The organism is Streptomyces sp. NPDC093600 (assembly GCF_044764755.1).
GTDB lineage: Bacteria > Actinomycetota > Actinomycetes > Streptomycetales > Streptomycetaceae > Streptomyces.
This window is the reverse complement of sequence record NZ_JBIWIU010000002.1, coordinates 634,268-648,927: the sequence shown is the minus strand read 5'-3', so window position 1 is coordinate 648,927 and position 14,660 is coordinate 634,268. Positions and strand designations below refer to the sequence as shown.

Annotated in this window: 13 protein-coding genes; all 13 read right to left on the bottom strand. The window is 71.0% G+C overall.

Annotated features, from left to right (window positions below; genetic code table 11):
• Positions 1-527: 527 nt before the first annotated feature.
• Positions 528-1,616, bottom strand: a complete 1,089-nt coding sequence (locus ACIRB4_RS08615; protein WP_403289320.1) for a DivIVA domain-containing protein — start codon at positions 1,614-1,616, stop codon at positions 528-530.
• A gap of 55 nt (positions 1,617-1,671) precedes the next feature.
• Positions 1,672-1,962 carry a YggT family protein gene (locus tag ACIRB4_RS08610; protein WP_019885526.1) on the bottom strand — a complete coding sequence of 97 codons (291 nt, stop codon included), beginning with the start codon at positions 1,960-1,962 and terminating at the stop codon, positions 1,672-1,674.
• 77 nt (positions 1,963-2,039) lie between these two features.
• Complete coding sequence (locus ACIRB4_RS08605) at positions 2,040-2,663, bottom strand: cell division protein SepF (RefSeq protein ID WP_356888908.1); 624 nt, start codon at positions 2,661-2,663, stop codon at positions 2,040-2,042.
• Positions 2,664-2,786: 123 nt separating this feature from the next.
• On the bottom strand, positions 2,787-3,506 hold the full coding sequence (locus tag ACIRB4_RS08600; RefSeq protein ID WP_403289319.1) for a YggS family pyridoxal phosphate-dependent enzyme: 720 nt from the start codon (positions 3,504-3,506) through the stop codon (positions 2,787-2,789).
• Entirely contained in the window at positions 3,493-4,215 is a 723-nt protein-coding gene (gene pgeF / locus ACIRB4_RS08595) for a peptidoglycan editing factor PgeF (RefSeq protein WP_403289318.1), read from the bottom strand. The genes ACIRB4_RS08600 and pgeF overlap by 14 nt, the downstream gene beginning before the upstream one ends.
• Before the next feature lie 17 nt (positions 4,216-4,232).
• Positions 4,233-5,432: a cell division protein FtsZ gene (ftsZ, locus tag ACIRB4_RS08590; protein WP_403289317.1), complete on the bottom strand. Its 1,200-nt coding sequence runs from the start codon at positions 5,430-5,432 to the stop codon at positions 4,233-4,235.
• 279 nt (positions 5,433-5,711) lie between these two features.
• Positions 5,712-6,515 carry a cell division protein FtsQ/DivIB gene (locus ACIRB4_RS08585; protein WP_403289316.1) on the bottom strand — a complete coding sequence of 268 codons (804 nt, stop codon included), beginning with the start codon at positions 6,513-6,515 and terminating at the stop codon, positions 5,712-5,714.
• A gap of 42 nt (positions 6,516-6,557) precedes the next feature.
• The gene (gene murG / locus ACIRB4_RS08580) at positions 6,558-7,652 is read right to left on the bottom strand and encodes an undecaprenyldiphospho-muramoylpentapeptide beta-N-acetylglucosaminyltransferase (RefSeq protein WP_403289315.1); all 1,095 of its coding nucleotides are present in this window, start codon (positions 7,650-7,652) and stop codon (positions 6,558-6,560) included.
• 6 nt (positions 7,653-7,658) lie between these two features.
• Entirely contained in the window at positions 7,659-9,002 is a 1,344-nt protein-coding gene (gene ftsW, locus ACIRB4_RS08575; protein WP_403289313.1) for a putative lipid II flippase FtsW, read from the bottom strand.
• 55 nt (positions 9,003-9,057) lie between these two features.
• Positions 9,058-10,506 carry a UDP-N-acetylmuramoyl-L-alanine--D-glutamate ligase gene (murD, locus tag ACIRB4_RS08570; protein WP_403289312.1) on the bottom strand — a complete coding sequence of 483 codons (1,449 nt, stop codon included), beginning with the start codon at positions 10,504-10,506 and terminating at the stop codon, positions 9,058-9,060.
• Positions 10,488-11,558 (bottom strand): phospho-N-acetylmuramoyl-pentapeptide-transferase, encoded by a 1,071-nt coding sequence (gene mraY / locus ACIRB4_RS08565; RefSeq protein ID WP_403289311.1) that lies wholly within the window; start codon positions 11,556-11,558, stop codon positions 10,488-10,490. Before mraY ends, murD begins: the two co-directional genes overlap by 19 nt.
• The gene (gene murF, locus ACIRB4_RS08560) at positions 11,555-12,979 is read right to left on the bottom strand and encodes a UDP-N-acetylmuramoyl-tripeptide--D-alanyl-D-alanine ligase (RefSeq protein WP_403289309.1); all 1,425 of its coding nucleotides are present in this window, start codon (positions 12,977-12,979) and stop codon (positions 11,555-11,557) included. The genes mraY and murF overlap by 4 nt, the downstream gene beginning before the upstream one ends.
• 3 nt (positions 12,980-12,982) lie before the next feature.
• Positions 12,983-14,659, bottom strand: a complete 1,677-nt coding sequence (locus ACIRB4_RS08555; protein WP_403289308.1) for a UDP-N-acetylmuramoyl-L-alanyl-D-glutamate--2,6-diaminopimelate ligase — start codon at positions 14,657-14,659, stop codon at positions 12,983-12,985.
• Between the last annotated feature and the right edge of the window lies 1 nt (position 14,660).

The window sequence follows — 14,660 nt, the reverse complement described above, 5'->3', positions numbered from 1 at the left end:
AGAAGCCGCCGCGCCCAGCGGGTCCGAGGGCGCGAAGCCGCCACCCCGCAGAGGTCGGGCGTGGAGCCCACTCCTCCCGCCAAGGCCCGGGGGCACCCCCGACCCTCGCGGCGCGAAACCGCCACCCCGGCACGCGCACTCGCCGAGAAGCCGCCGCGCCCAGCGGGTCCGAGGGCGCGAAGCCGCCACCCCGCAGAGGTCGGGCGTGGAGCCCACTCCTCCCGCCAAGGCCCGGGGGCAGCCCGGATCTCGCGGCGCGAAACCGCTGCCCCGCAAGGGTCGGGCGCGGAGCTCCCCTCCCGCCCAGGCCCCCAGCGCGTCCCGTGGCGCGAGCCGCCCCCGGCCGGCGAAGCGCCGAGGCCGCGGCTTCGCCCCTCCCGGGCCCGGGGGCGAAGCCCCGGCTCCGGGAGCCGGGCCCCCGCACACGTCCTCGCCCCGCCCACGGCAAAGGGCCGGGCCCCTGGTTTCCCAGGGGCCCGGCCCTTAGCCTGCCGACGGCTACGCGCTCATCGCGCGACCCGGCGCCGTCAGTTGTCGTCCTCGTCGATCAGGAAGCCGCGCATCGGCGCCGGCGCCTGCTGCATCGGCTGCGGCGCCTGCGGCCGCACCGGTGCCATCGGCTGGGTCATCGCCGGGGACATCTGCTGCTGGCCGCCGTAGGACGGGGCGCCGCCCATCGACGGGCCACCGCCCATCCCGTTCCCGCCGTACGACGGGGCGCTCGCGCCCGCCGAGGCCATCGACGGCGCCGGCGGCAGGGAGGCCGTCGCCGGCGTCCGCGGCGGAGCCAGCGAGTCGTCGGCCTGGGTCTCCAGCTGGCGCAGCTGCGACTCGAGGTAGGACTTCAGACGCGTGCGGTACTCGCGCTCGAAGCCGCGCAGGTCCTCGACCTTGCGCTCCAGCGTGGCGCGGGCGGACTCCAACGAGCCCATCGCGACGCGGTGCTTCTCCTGCGCGTCCCGCTCCAGCGCGTCGGCCTTGGCGCGGGCGTCCCGCTCCAAGCCCTCGGCGCGCGAACGAGCCTCGCCGACGATCTTGTTGGCCTCGGAACGGGCCTCCGCGATCGCCTGGTCGGCCGTCTGCTGGGCCAGCGAGAGCACACGCGCGGCGCTGTCCCCGCCCGGGCCCTGCTGCTGCATCGGCTGCTGCATCTGCTGCTGCTGCGGGTGACCCATGGGGCCGCCCATCGGCTGACCCATCGGGCCGCCCTGCATCTGGCCGGGGCCGCCCATGGGGCCACCCTGCATCGGGCCCGGGCCGTGGCCACCGGGACCTGCCGGAAGCTGGGGGGCACCGGACGGCAGCTGCGGCGGGCCCATCTGCGGGGGCTGCTGCTGGACCGGCGGTCCGGATATGGCGGCGGGCACCGGAGCGCCGGGACCGACGGGACGATCCTGCTGCTCCGGGGGCTTGCGCATCCCCTGCTGCTGGTTCTGCGCGGCGGCACGCGTCGCGGCGGCCAGCTTGGCGCGCAGGTCCTCGTTCTCGCGGAGCAGGCGGGTCAGTTCGGCTTCGACCTCATCGAGGAAGGCATCGACCTCGTCCTCGTCATAGCCTTCTCGAAGGCGGACGGTCGTGAACTGCTTGTTCCGCACGTCCTCGGGGGTCAGCGGCATCTCTTCTTCACCTCTACGTAGTCGTCGGCAGTCGGCAAGACCGTATCGTCCACATTCACCTCGCGAAGCTGCTCACGATGGAGATCAGGATGTAGACGATGATCATCAGAACGAAGAAGGACAGGTCGAGTGCCACGCCCCCGAGACGCAGCGGCGGAATGAACCGCCGCAGAAGCTTGAGCGGTGGATCGGTGACAGTGTAGGTGGCCTCCAGAACGACCACCATCGCCTTACCGGGTTGCCATGAACGGGCGAACTGGAAGACGTAGTCCATGACCAACCGGAAGATCAGCACGATGAGGAAGCACATCAGCGCGATGTAGACCACCTGTAGTGCGACGCCCATCCCGCGCTTCCCTCTCCCCTGGCTCTCGTACTCTCGCTTGACCGGCCTCTCGGCCGGGCCGTACCGGTGTCGTGTTCTCAGCTCTGGTTGAAGAATCCGCCCTCTGCGATGCGGGCCTTGTCCTCCGCCGTGACATCGACGTTAGCAGGCGACAACAGGAACACCTTCTGCGTCACGCGCTCAATGCTGCCATGGAGCCCGAAGACGAGTCCGGCGGCAAAGTCGACAAGTCGCTTCGCGTCCGTGTCGTCCATCTCCGTGAGATTCATGATCACCGGGGTGCCCTCGCGGAAGTGTTCCCCGATGGTACGGGCCTCGTTGTAGGTCCGCGGGTGCAGCGTGGTGATGCGGTAGGGCTCCCGCTCGGACACGACCTTGGGCATGATCACCGGTGCGTTCTTCTCCAGGCTCGGACGTTCGGGTGTGATGGATGCCACGGGAGCGATACGCGCCGGACGTCCGCTTTCGGCGGAAAGTGGGACGGAGTGCGCGACCGGCTCGCGCGGCGCGGGCTGCTGCACCACACGCACCGGCTCCTCCCGCTCCACCTGGCGCGGGGGCTGGTGGTGGCGCCGGTCGCGCTCGGGCTCCGGCTCCAGCTCGGGTTCGAAGTCGTCGTCGGGGTCGAAGCCCCGGCCGTCGTACCCATCGTCCTCCACGAGGCCGAGGTAGACCGCCATCTTGCGCATCGCGCCGGCCATTCTCTGAGTCCTCCGCTCTGTGGTGGATCGGCCTCGTCACCAAGTGCCCGCGATCCACGAGGTCTGCCCGCCATCGGCGGGAATGACCATATTTTCTGCTGTGGTCCGACTTGCTTCGCGACGTTACCCGAGCCTGGGGCGGACACCCAGTACCGCCGTACCGATGCGCACATGTGTCGCTCCGGCCGCCACGGCCTCCTCGAGGTCCGCACTCATCCCCGCTGACACCATGTTCGCAGCCGGACGGGTCGCGCGCAGGGCAGTCGACAAATCCATCAACCGCTCGAACGCCGCACGTTGCCGCCCCGCGTAGGGGCCGGCGAGCGGTGCGACGGTCATCAGTCCGTCGAGCCTGAGCCCCGGAGCGGCGTCCACGGCGGCGGCCAACTCCTCGATACCGTCCGGCGCCACCCCGCCGCGCTCGCCCCGTTCCCCCGACTCGGCGTCGAGGGCGACCTGGACGAGACAGCCGAGCTCTCGCCCGGCCTTCTCCGCCGCCGCCGACAGGGCGGTGACGAGCTTCGGACGGTCGACGGACTGCACGACATCCGCATAACTCGTCACAGAACGGACCTTATTGGTCTGCAACTGACCGACGAAATGCCAGCGGAGGTCGAGATCCGCACAGGCGGCGGCCTTCGGGGCCGCGTCCTGGTCCCGGTTCTCGGCGACGTCGCGCACCCCGAGTTCGTGCAGCAGCCGGACGTCGCTCGCGGGGTAGGTCTTGGTGACCACGATCAGGGTCACGTCCCCCCGCTTGCGCCCGGCCGCGGCGCAGGCGGCAGAGATACGTTCCTCCACCCGCGCCAGGTTCTCGGCGAGTTCCGTCTTACGATCCGTCATATCCGTCCAACCAGACATATCCCGCGAGTCGCCCCGTGGTGCGATCGCGGCGGTACGAGAAGTGGTCGCCCGACTCCCGGGTGCAGACCTCGCTCGCCCGCCGGTCGGTGACACCCAGCCGTTCGAGCTGGGCGTGCACCCCGGCCGTGACGTCGACGGCCGGGGTTCCCCAGCTCGTCTCCGCGAAGGCGGCCGGCTCGACCGCCGCGACCTCCGCCCGCATCGCCGCGGGCACTTCGTAACAGCGTCCGCAGACGGCGGGTCCGGTACGGGCGGTGATACGGGACGGCTCGGCGCCGAGTTCGATCATGGCCCGCACGGCGGCCGGGACGACCCCCGCCACCATTCCGGGCCGCCCGGCGTGGGCGGCGGCCGCCACTCCGGCCACCGGGTCGGCGAGCAGGACGGGCGTGCAGTCGGCGGTGAGGACCGCGAGGGCGAGTCCGCGGCGGGCGGTGACGATCGCGTCGACCTCCGGAGCGGGGCGCTCGCCCCACGGTCCGTCGACCACCGCCACCTCGCGGCCGTGCACCTGCTTCATCCAGACGACCCGCTCGGGGTCGAGCCCCAGCGCCTTCGCGGCCAGCTCCCGGTTGGTCCGTACGGCCTCCGCGTCGTCCCCCACCGCGCCGCCGAGGTTGAGCTCCTCGTACGGAACGGCGCTCACCCCGCCCCACCTGTCGGTGAAGGCGAAGTGCGCGCCGCTCACGGGTTCGAGCCGCTCTATCACTTCAGGAAGTCCGGAACATCCAGCTCTTCGGCCGAGGTGTCCGGGTACGGGCGGGCCGGCGGGACCACCGGCGGCAGCGGGCTCTCGCTGGCGGCCGACGGGGCGGGCTCGGCCGGGGCGGCCGGCTCGTCCCGGGGGGCGACGGTGCCGAGGCCGCCGAGCGGGCGCTCGGTGGCGCGCGGCGCCGGGGCCGGCTCCTCGCGCTTGGCCGAGGCCGAGCTGAGGACGTTGTCCCGGCGGGTGGGCGGCTGGCCACCGTCGAACCCGGCCGCGATGACCGTGACCCGGACCTCGTCGCCCAGGGCGTCGTCGATGACGGCGCCGAAGATGATGTTGGCCTCGGGGTGGGCGGCCTCGCTCACCAGCTGCGCGGCCTCGTTGATCTCGAAGAGACCGAGGTCCGAGCCGCCGGAGATGGAGAGCAGCACGCCACGGGCGCCGTCGATGGACGCCTCCAGGAGCGGCGAGGAGATCGCCATCTCCGCCGCGGCCACCGCGCGGTCGTCGCCGCGGGCGGAACCGATCCCCATGAGGGCGGAACCGGCCTCGGACATGACCGACTTGACGTCGGCGAAGTCGAGGTTGATCAGACCCGGGGTGGTGATGAGGTCGGTGATGCCCTGCACACCGCTCAGCAGCACCTGGTCGGCCGACTTGAAGGCGTCGAGCACGGAGACCTGGCGGTCCGAGATCGAGAGCAGCCGGTCGTTCGGGATGACGATGAGGGTGTCGACCTCTTCCCGGAGTTCGGCGATGCCGTCCTCCGCCTGGTTGGCCCGGCGGCGACCCTCGAAGGTGAACGGCCGGGTGACCACACCGATCGTCAGGGCGCCGAGCGAGCGCGCGATGTTGGCGACGACGGGTGCGCCGCCGGTGCCGGTGCCGCCACCTTCGCCGGCGGTGACGAAGACCATGTCGGCCCCCTTGAGGACCTCCTCGATCTCCTCACGGTGGTCCTCTGCCGCCTTGCGACCGACTGCCGGGTTGGCCCCGGCCCCGAGGCCGCGGGTGAGTTCACGACCGACGTCGAGCTTGACGTCGGCGTCGCTCATCAACAGGGCTTGCGCGTCCGTGTTGATCGCGATGAACTCGACGCCCTTGAGACCGACCTCGATCATTCGGTTGATGGCATTGACACCACCGCCGCCGACACCGATGACCTTGATGACTGCGAGGTAGTTCTGCGGTGCTGCCACGTCGAAGGCCTCTCGCCTCGAGTTACGTGTCGCCGCTTCGCGGTGGTAGTCGCGCTGCGACGACGGATGCCGATGGGACGGTCCGAAACGCCGACCCAAACCCTAACGTTGAAGTTTAGGGTTACCAGTGTCTCTGTTCGCTGGACTCTTCCGAACAGGACACTAAGTCGACAAGTGGCGCACGTTCAACGAACACGCCGAACCTCCCGTTTTTCTTTTCACCCTATGTGATCACCCGTAGCGCTGGCCAACCAGGGTGCTGGCCAGCGGTGATGGGCGTCAACTCCCTGACGAAGCCGGGGCGGTGGGGGCGCTCACATCGAAGTGCCCCGCTTTGGGAGTTGCTTTCATCAGGGCGGTGAGTACGCGGGCCTTGACCTCGCCGTCCTCGGCACTGCCCCAGAAGACCGTGCGGCCGCCGCTGAGCTCCAGGGTGATGGAGTCGTACGAGGCGACGCGGACGACACGCGTGTCCGCGCGGACCTTTCCGGGGAGTTCGCCCGTCGCGCCTACCGCTTCGAGGAGCAGACGGTCCCCGTCGAAGCGTCGCAGACTCGGCGACGAGGCCGTGTCCAGAACGACTTTCGGTACGCCGACGGGCGCCTTGTCGACGGTGGCGAAACGGGTTCCGGAGGAGTCCACTTCGGTGAACTTTCCGCCCTTTTCCACCAGCAGAACGGGCTTCCGTTCCGTCACTTTGAGACCGATTTCCTGCGGCCAGGAGCGCACGACCTCCACCGTGTCGATACGGGGCAATTTCTCCAGGAGGCGCGCTTCGATCGCCTCCGTGTCGACGGAGATCAGCGGAGCTCCGATCGGTACGGCGGCGACCGACTCCACCTCACGCGGCGTCAGAACCTCGGTACCGGAGGTGGAGACGCGCTCCGCCCGCAGCCAGCTCGATCCGTAGAGCACCCAGATTCCGCCCGCCACGAGCGCGATCAGCGCCAGTGTGATCATCAGCTCGCGCGGGCCGGGCGCCCGGAACCGACGCTCCCGGGCGCCCGGACGGGACGGCCGCTCCGACGACCTCTTCGGTTCGCTCGTACCGCTCTTCTCAGCGGTCGTCGGTCCGGCTGCCACCTGATCCTGCCTTCCGTCTCTGTCGGGGCTGGGTCGGCCGCGCTACGCCCGTCCGCGGGCGGCGATCGCCTCGTGCACCATGCCGACGAGCAGGTCGTCCGCGTCCCGGCGGCCGAACTCGGCGGCGGCGCGGGACATCTCGTACAGCCGGTGCGGATCGGCCAGTACGGGCAGGACGTTGGCCTGCACCCACTGCGGAGACAGCTCCGCGTCGTCCACCAGCAGTCCGCCGCCGGCCTTGACCACCGGCTGGGCGTTGAGCCGCTGTTCGCCGTTGCCGATGGGCAGCGGGACATAGGCGGCGGGCAGCCCGACGGCGGAGAGCTCCGCGACGGTCATCGCGCCCGCGCGACAGAGCATCATGTCGGCCGCGGCGTACGCGAGATCCATCCGGTCCACATACGGTACCGGCACGTACGGCGGCATTCCGGGCATGTTGTCGACACGCGGCAGCTCGTTCTTGGGGCCGACCGCGTGCAGGATCTGGATGCCCGAGCGTTGGAGCACCGGGGCGATCTGCTGGACGACCTCGTTGAGCCGGCGTGCGCCCTGCGAGCCGCCGGAGACCAGCAGCGTCGGCAGGTTGGGGTCGAGACCGAACGCGGCGCGCGCCTCCGGCCGGACCCGGGCCCGGTCGAGCGTGGCGATCGTGTGCCGCAGCGGGATCCCGATGTAGCGGGCGTTGCGCAGCTTGGAGTCCGGGGTGGCGACGGCGACCCCGGCCGCGTACCGCGAACCGATCTTGTTGGCCAGGCCGGGCCGGGCGTTGGCCTCGTGGACGACGATCGGCACCCCGAGCCGCTTGGCGGCCAGATAGCCGGGCAGCGCCACATAGCCGCCGAAGCCGACCACGCAGTCCGCCTTGGTCCGCTCCAGGATCTGCTCGGCCGCCTTGATCGTGCCGCGCAGCCGTCCGGGGACGGTGATCAGCTCGGGGGTGGGCTTACGGGGCAGCGGCACGGCGGGGATGAGCGCCAACTCGTAGCCCCGCTCGGGCACGAGCCGGGTCTCCAGACCCTTCTCCGTGCCGAGCGCCGTGATTCCCACGCTCGGGTCCTGCCTCCGCAGGGCGTCCGCGAGGGCGAGCGCGGGCTCGATGTGGCCGGCGGTCCCCCCACCGGCGAGTACGACATGCACCGAAATTCACCGCTCTCCGGACGGACGCTTCTTGACGCGCCGTCGCATCGACTTCCATCTCACCCCGGCCCGCTTGCCCCAGCCGGGGCGTCGCATGGCCAGGGCCGCTTTCGCCGCGGGTTCCTGTCGCGCGAAGGCGATCAGCAGCCCGACGGCGAACATGGTCGGCAGCAGGGCCGACCCTCCGTAGGAGAACAGCGGGAGCGGGACCCCGGCGATCGGCAGCAAGCCGAGCACCGCACCGATGTTGATCACGGCCTGCGCCGTGATCCAGGTGGTCACGCCTCCCGCGGCGTACCTCACGAAGGGGTCCTCCGTGCGTCCGGCCACGCGGATACCCGCATAGCCTAGAGCCGCGAACAGGGCGAGTACCGACAGCGTCCCCGCCAGACCCAGTTCCTCACCGGTGACGGCGAAGATGAAGTCGGTGTGCGCTTCGGGTAGTTGGCCCCATTTTTCCACACTGGCGCCCAGCCCGGAACCGAACCATCCGCCCGACGCCAGAGCATAGATGCCGTGCGCGGCCTGCCAGCAGGGGTCCCCCTCCCCGCCCGGCTCGCTCGCCCCGATGCACGCGAACCGCCGCATCCGGTTGGGGCTCGTCTTGATGAGCAGGATCCCTATGGCGGCCGCGACGGCGAGGACGCCGGCGAAGAGCCGGGTGGGCGCGCCGGCGGTCCACAGCAGCCCGAAGAGGATCGCCGTGAGGATGATCGCGGTGCCCATGTCACCGCCGAGCATGATCAGCCCGAGCAGCAGGAAGGCGCCGGGGACCAGCGGCACGAGCATGTGCTTCCACTGGGTCAGCAGCCGCATGTCCTGCTTGCGGGCGAGGAGATCCGCTCCCCAGAGGATCAGCGCCAGCTTGCCGAACTCGCTGGGCTGGAGCTGAAACGGTCCGCCCAGATAGATCCAGTTCTGGTTGCCGTTGACCGCGTGCCCTATCCCGGGGATCTGGACGAGCACCATCAGGAAGACGGTGCCGACGATGAGCGGGTAGGCGAACGCGCGGTGCAGCTTGACCGGCATCCGGGAGGCCAGGAACAGCAGCCCCGCGCCGATGAGCGCGGCGAGGAACTGCTTGCCGAAGAAGTACGAGGGAGCCAGTTCGTAGCGGAGGGCGGTGATCATCGACGCGGAGTAGACCATCACCAGGCCGAGGGTGGTGATGAGCAGCCCGGCGCCGAGGATCACGTAGTACGCGGTCAGCGGCCGGTCCCAGGCGCGGCGCGCCCGCTCGTAGAGTTGCCGTACCCCGCCACCGCCACCGGGTTTCCGGGGCGGCGCGGGCGTGCGGCCCGCGCCGCGTACGGCGGACGGCCGACGCGGCCCGGCGGTTCGGCTCGGCATGGTCGCTGTGCCCTCCAGTCGTGCCCGGCGGGGCCGGACCTGTTGGCTGGTCAGGTCAGGCGCGCCCGGTGGCGGCGAGGGCGCGGACCGCGTCCGCGAACGCCTCGCCCCGCTTGTTGTAATTGGCGAACATGTCCATCGAGGCGCAGGCCGGGGCCAGCAGAACCGTGTCACCCGGCCGGGCGAGCCGAGCCGCCTCCTGGACCGCCGCGGACATCGCCCCAGTGTCGGTCCGGTCGAGCTCCACCACCGGGACCTCGGGGGCGTGTCGCGCCAGGGCTTCGCGGATCAGTGCGCGGTCGGCGCCGATGAGCACGACCCCGCGCAGGCGCTCGGCCGACTTCTGGACCAGTTCGTCGAAGGTGGCGCCCTTGGCGAGTCCGCCGGCGATCCAGACGATCGGGTCGTAGGCCGCCAAGGAGGCTTCCGCCGCGTGGGTGTTGGTGGCCTTGGAGTCGTCGACGTACACGACGCCGTCGACGTCCTCGACCAGTTCGATGCGGTGCGGGTCGGGCCGGAAGGCCCGCAGTCCGTCCCGTACAGCCTTGGGCTCGACGCCGAAGGCGCGGGCCAGGGCGGCCGCGGCGAGCGCGTTGGCGACGTTGTGGGGGGCCGGCGGCTGGACGTCGGACACCTCCGCCAGCTCCTGGGCCTGCTTCTGCCGGTTCTCGACGAAGGCGCGGTCGACCAGGATGCCGTCGACGAGACCGAGCTGGGAGGGGCCGGGGGTGGCGAGGGTGAAGCCGATCGCCCGGCAGCCCTCCTCGACGTCGGCCTCGCGCACCAGGTCCTCGGTGGCTTTGTCGGCGACGTTGTAGACGCAGGCGACGGTGTTGCCTTCATAGATCCGGCCCTTGTCGGCGGCGTACGCCTCCATGGAGCCGTGCCAGTCGAGGTGGTCGGGCGCCAGGTTGAGCACCACCGCCGAGTGGGCGCGCAGCGAGGGTGCCCAATGGAGCTGGTAGCTGGAGAGTTCGACGGCCAGGACGTCGTACTCCTCCTCGCCGAGGACGGCGTCGAGGAGCGAGACGCCGATGTTGCCGACGGCGGCGGTCCGCAGTCCTGCCGCCTCCAGGATCGAGGCGAGCATCCGTACGGTCGTGGTCTTGCCGTTGGTGCCGGTGACCGCGAGCCAGGGGGCCGCCTGCGGGCCGCGGAGCCGCCAGGCCAGCTCGACGTCGCCCCAGACCTCCACGCCCGCCTCCGCGGCGGCCGCGAAGAGGGGCTTGTCGGGCCGCCAGCCGGGCGTGGTGACGATCAGCTCGGTGCCTTCGGGCAGGGTCGCGCCGTCGCCGAGGCGGACGGTGATCCCCTCGGCCTCCAGTTCGGCGGCCTGCGCCCGGGAGCGCTCGTCGTCGCCGTCGTTGACGACGGTCACGACCGCGCCGAGGCCCCGCAGGACCCGGGCGGCGGGAATCCCGCTGACGCCCAGCCCCGCGACGGTGACGTGCTTGCCCTGCCAGTCGGCAGCCTGCTGATCCGTGCTCACTTCTCTGATGCCCATCCCGCGTAGAAGAGGCCGAGGCCGACGATCACGCACATGCCCTGGATGATCCAGAAGCGGACCACGACAAGGACTTCGGACCACCCCTTGAGCTCGAAGTGGTGCTGGAGGGGTGCCATCCGGAAGACCCGCTTGCCGGTCATCTTGAACGAACCGACCTGGATGACCACGGACATCGTGATCAGGACGAACAGACCGCCGAGCAGAGCGAGGAGCAGCTCCGTACGGGAGCAGATGGCGAGACCGGCGAGCGCGCCGCCGAGGGCCAGCGAACCGGTGTCACCCATGAAGATCTTGGCGGGCGAGGTGTTCCACCACAGGAAGCCGAAGCAGGCGCCCATCAGCGCGGAGGCGACGACCGCGAGGTCGAGCGGATCGCGTACCTCGAAGCAGGCGTTGGGGTTCGTCAGGTCCATCGCGTTGGCGCAGGACTCCTGGAACTGCCACAGGCCGATGAAGGTGTACGCGCCGAAGACCATCACCGACGCGCCCGTGGCCAGGCCGTCCAGACCGTCCGTCAGGTTCACGCCGTTGGACATGGCCAGGATCATGAAGAGCGCCCAGACCACGAACAGCACCGGTCCGATGGACCAGCCGAAGTCGGCGATGAAGGAGAGCTTCGTGGACGCCGGCGTCAGCCCGCGCAGGTCGGCGAACTGCAGCGAGAGCACGGCGAAGGCGATGCCGACGATCAGCTGGCCGGCCATCTTCGCCTTGGCCCGCAGACCCAGCGAACGCTGCTTGACGATCTTGATGTAGTCGTCGAGGAAGCCGACCAGACCCATGCCGGCCATCAGGAAGAGCACCAGGACGCCCGAGTACGTCGGGTCCTCACCGGTGATGACCTTGGCGAGCGCGTACGCGATGAGGGTGGCCAGGATGAAGGAGATGCCGCCCATGGTGGGCGTGCCCTTCTTGCCCGCGTGGCCGCGGGGGCCGTCGTCGCGGATGAACTGGCCGTACCCCTTGCGGGCGAGCAGCTTGATGAGCAGCGGGGTGCCGATCAGGGTCAGGAAGAGCCCGATGGCCCCCGCGAAGAGGATCTGCCTCATCGGCCGGAAACCTCGCCCTCGGAGTCGAGCAGTGCCAGGGCGACCTGTTCGAGACCGACCGACCTCGAAGCCTTCACCAGCACGACGTCTCCCGGGCGCAGCTCACTGCGCAACAGGTCGATCGCCGCCTGCGCGTCGGACACGTGCACCGACTCCTCACCCCACGAACCCTCGTTATATGCGCCCAGTTGCAGCCAGGACGCTTCCCTGTCCCCGACCGCGACGAGCTTGCTGACGTTGAGCCGGACGGCGAGCCGCCCGACCGCGTCGTGCTCGGCGAGCGATGCGTCACCGAGCTCGGCCATCTTGCCGAGCACCGCCCACGTGCGGCCCCCCTGGACCTGTGCGGCCCGGCCCATGGCCGCGAGCGCGCGCAGAGCGGCTCGCATGGACTCGGGGTTCGCGTTGTAGGCGTCGTTGACGATCGTCACGCCGTCCGGACGCTCGGTGACCTCCATGCGCCAGCGCGACAGGGTGCCCGCCTCGGAGAGCGCGGTGGCGATCTCCTCCACGGGCATGCCCAGCTCATGGGCGACGGCGGCCGCGGCGAGCGCGTTCGACACGTGGTGCTCACCGTACAGGCGCAAGGTCACGTCACTGCACCCGGTGGGTGTGTGAAGACTGAAAGAGGGTTGTCCGGCCGCTGTGAGCCGGACGTTCTCGGCACGTACGTCGGATTCGCGTGCCTCTCCGAAGAGCGTCACGCGCGCGCGGGTGCGCGAGGCCATGGCCCGCACGAGCTGGTCGTCGGCGTTGAGGATCGCCACGCCCCCCTTGTCGGCGGGGGGAAGCGCCTCGACGAGCTCGCCCTTGGCCTGGGCGATCTGCTCTCGTCCGCCGAACTCGCCGATGTGGGCGCTGCCCACGTTGAGGACGACTCCGATGCGCGGCGGGGTCAGTTCGGTGAGGTAGCGGATGTGGCCGATGCCCCGCGCGCCCATTTCGAGGACCAGGTGCTGGGTGTCGTCGCCCGCCCGCAGCGCGGTCAGCGGCAGCCCGATCTCGTTGTTGAGCGAGCCGGGCGTCCAGACGGTGGGGCCGTGGCGCTCCAGGACCTGGGCGATCAGGTCCTTGGTGGAGGTCTTGCCCGCGGAGCCGGTGAGCGCGACGACGTCGGTGCCGAGGCGTTCGACGACGGTGCGGGCGAGGGCGCCGAGGGCCGTCTGGACGTCGTCCACCACGATGGCCGGGACGCCGACGGGGCGGGTGGCCAGCACGGCCGCCGCGCCCGCCTCGACGGCACGCTCGGCGTAGTCGTGGCCGTCGACGCGCTCGCCCGCGAAGGCGGCGAAGAGACTGCCGGTCTTCACCTCGCGGGAGTCGATGACGACGGGACCGGTGACCAGCACGGCCGGATCCGGTATGTCGTACGACTGCCCGCCGACGATGTCTGCGATCTCGGCGAGGGAGAGGGCGATCACAACTTATCCCTGACTGTTCTTGAGGCTGCGTACGTCCCAATGATCGGCGCGATGCGCCTCGATCGCTTCGCGCAGGACCTGGCGGTCGTCGAAGGGGCGGACCACTCCCGCGATGTCCTGGCCCTGCTCGTGGCCCTTGCCCGCGACCAGGACGGTGTCGCCGGGCCGGGCGCGGGCGACGGCCGCGGCGATGGCGGCGGCCCGGTCCTCGAAGACGGCGACCTCGCCGCGTTCGTGCGCCGGGACCTCCGCGGCGCCCGCCAGCATCGCGGCGAGGATCGCGAGGGGGTCCTCGGAGCGGGGGTTGTCGGAGGTCAGCACGGCGGTGTCGGCGAGGCGCGCCGCGGCGGCGCCCATCGGGCCGCGCTTGGTGGTGTCCCGGTCGCCGCCGCAGCCGAGCACGATGTGGAGGCGGCCCTCGGTGACCTTGCGCAGGGAGCGCAGGACCGATTCGACGGCGTCCGTCTTGTGGGCGTAGTCGACGACCGCGAGGTACGGCTGGCCGGCGTCGACGCGCTCCAGTCGGCCGGGGACGCCAGGGACGGCGGCGACGCCGTCGGCGGCGGTCTGCGGGTCGAGCCCGGCGACGGCGAGGGTGACGATCGCGGCGAGGCTGTTGGCGACGTTGAACGGGCCGGGGAGCGGGGCGGTGGCGGAGACGCGCTCGCCCTGGGGCCCGATGACGGTGAACGTGGAGCCGTGGGAGCCGATCTCGACGTCCTCGGCGCGCCAGTCGGCGTCCGGGTCGCCCTCGGCGGAGAAGGTGACGACCGGGACGGACGCCTCCTTGGCGAGCCTGCGGCCGTACGGATCGTCGTAGTTCACGACGCCCTGTTTGCTGCGCTCCGGGGTGAACAGCCGTGCCTTGGCCCCGAAGTAGTCCTCCATGTCGGAGTGGAACTCCATGTGCTCCGGGCTGAGGTTGTTGAAGACGGCGACGTCGAAGACGCAGCCGTCGACCCGGCCGAGCACGAGGGCGTGGCTGGAGACCTCCATGGCGACCGACTGGACCCCGCGCTCGCGCATGACGGCGAACAGGGCCTGCAGGTCGGTGGCTTCCGGGGTCGTACGCTCCGACTTGATGCGCTCGTCGCCGATCCGCATCTCGACCGTGCCGATGAGGCCCGTCCGGTGTCCGGCCGCGCGCAGTCCGCCCTCGACGAGGTAGGCCGCGGTGGTCTTGCCGGAGGTGCCGGTGATACCGATCTGGAGCAGGTCGGCGCCCGGTCGGCCGTAGATCTCGGCGGCGAGTTCGCCCATGCGTCCGCGCGGGTCGTCGACGACCAGGACCGGCAGGCCGGTCGCGGCGGCGCGTTCGGCCCCGGACGGGTCGGTGAGGATCGCGGCGGCGCCGAGTCCGGCGGCCTGGCCGGCGAAGTCGGCGCCGTGGAGCCGGGCGCCGGGCAGGGCCGCGTACACGTCCCCGGGGCGCACCGCCCGTGAGTCGTGGGTGATCCCCGAGACGTCCCCGGTGCCGGGAGTCTCGATGCCGAGCCGGGCGGCCAGGTCGCCCAGGGGTGTCGGGCGGGCCTGCTCCGGCCGGGGCGGGGCGGTTCGGTACTGATCAGCGTGTGGCACGGCGGTGAGCGTACCGGGCGCACCGGGTGCGGGGCTAAATGAGGCCCGGGCGTCGTCGGAGTTCGATTTCCGGTTCCCGGAATCGGGGGTGATCGTTGTCACT

Coding starts and splice junctions, on each gene's coding strand:
- ACIRB4_RS08615 (WP_403289320.1), bottom strand. CDS start 1,616: ATGCCGCTGACCCCCGAGGACGTGCGGAACAAGCAGTTCACGACCGTC.
- ACIRB4_RS08610 (WP_019885526.1), bottom strand. CDS start 1,962: ATGGGCGTCGCACTACAGGTGGTCTACATCGCGCTGATGTGCTTCCTC.
- ACIRB4_RS08605 (WP_356888908.1), bottom strand. CDS start 2,663: ATGGCCGGCGCGATGCGCAAGATGGCGGTCTACCTCGGCCTCGTGGAG.
- ACIRB4_RS08600 (WP_403289319.1), bottom strand. CDS start 3,506: ATGACGGATCGTAAGACGGAACTCGCCGAGAACCTGGCGCGGGTGGAG.
- ftsW (WP_403289313.1), bottom strand. CDS start 9,002: ATGCCGAGCCGAACCGCCGGGCCGCGTCGGCCGTCCGCCGTACGCGGC.
- murD (WP_403289312.1), bottom strand. CDS start 10,506: ATGGGCATCAGAGAAGTGAGCACGGATCAGCAGGCTGCCGACTGGCAG.
- mraY (WP_403289311.1), bottom strand. CDS start 11,558: ATGAGGCAGATCCTCTTCGCGGGGGCCATCGGGCTCTTCCTGACCCTG.